Origin of the sequence: Streptomyces lydicus, from assembly GCF_000717345.1 — a bacterium.
Classification (GTDB): Bacteria; Actinomycetota; Actinomycetes; order Streptomycetales; family Streptomycetaceae; genus Streptomyces; species Streptomyces lydicus.
On the sequence record NZ_JNZA01000111.1, the window covers coordinates 1 to 295 of the forward strand.

The 295-nt window shown below is 70.5% G+C and carries 1 protein-coding gene; it reads left to right on the forward strand.

Annotation, left to right across the window (positions count from 1 at the left end; all coding sequences use genetic code 11):
• Positions 1-112 precede the first annotated feature (112 nt).
• A partial coding sequence (locus tag OO62_RS41235) for an Ig-like domain-containing protein (protein WP_248782327.1) occupies positions 113-295 on the forward strand: 183 nt, incomplete at its 3' end.

The following is a 295-nucleotide window of genomic DNA, read 5'->3' on the forward strand; positions in this document are numbered from 1 at the left end:
CGGTGACGCCAACTTCGCGGGTTCCGTCGGGATCGACACTCAGACGGTCACCTCGGCGTCGACGACGACTACGGTGACCTCCTCGCCCGACCCGTCCGTCTTTGGGCAGCCGGTGACGTTCACGGCGACCGTCGCGCCCGTAGCGCCGGGGGCGGGGACGCCCACCGGCACGGTCACCTTCGTCATCTCCGGTGGTCCGACGCTGACCGGGACGCTCTCGGGCGGTACAGCGAGCGTGACGACCAGTGCCCTGACCCCCGGTACGCACACCGTGACGGCGACGTACAGCGGTGAC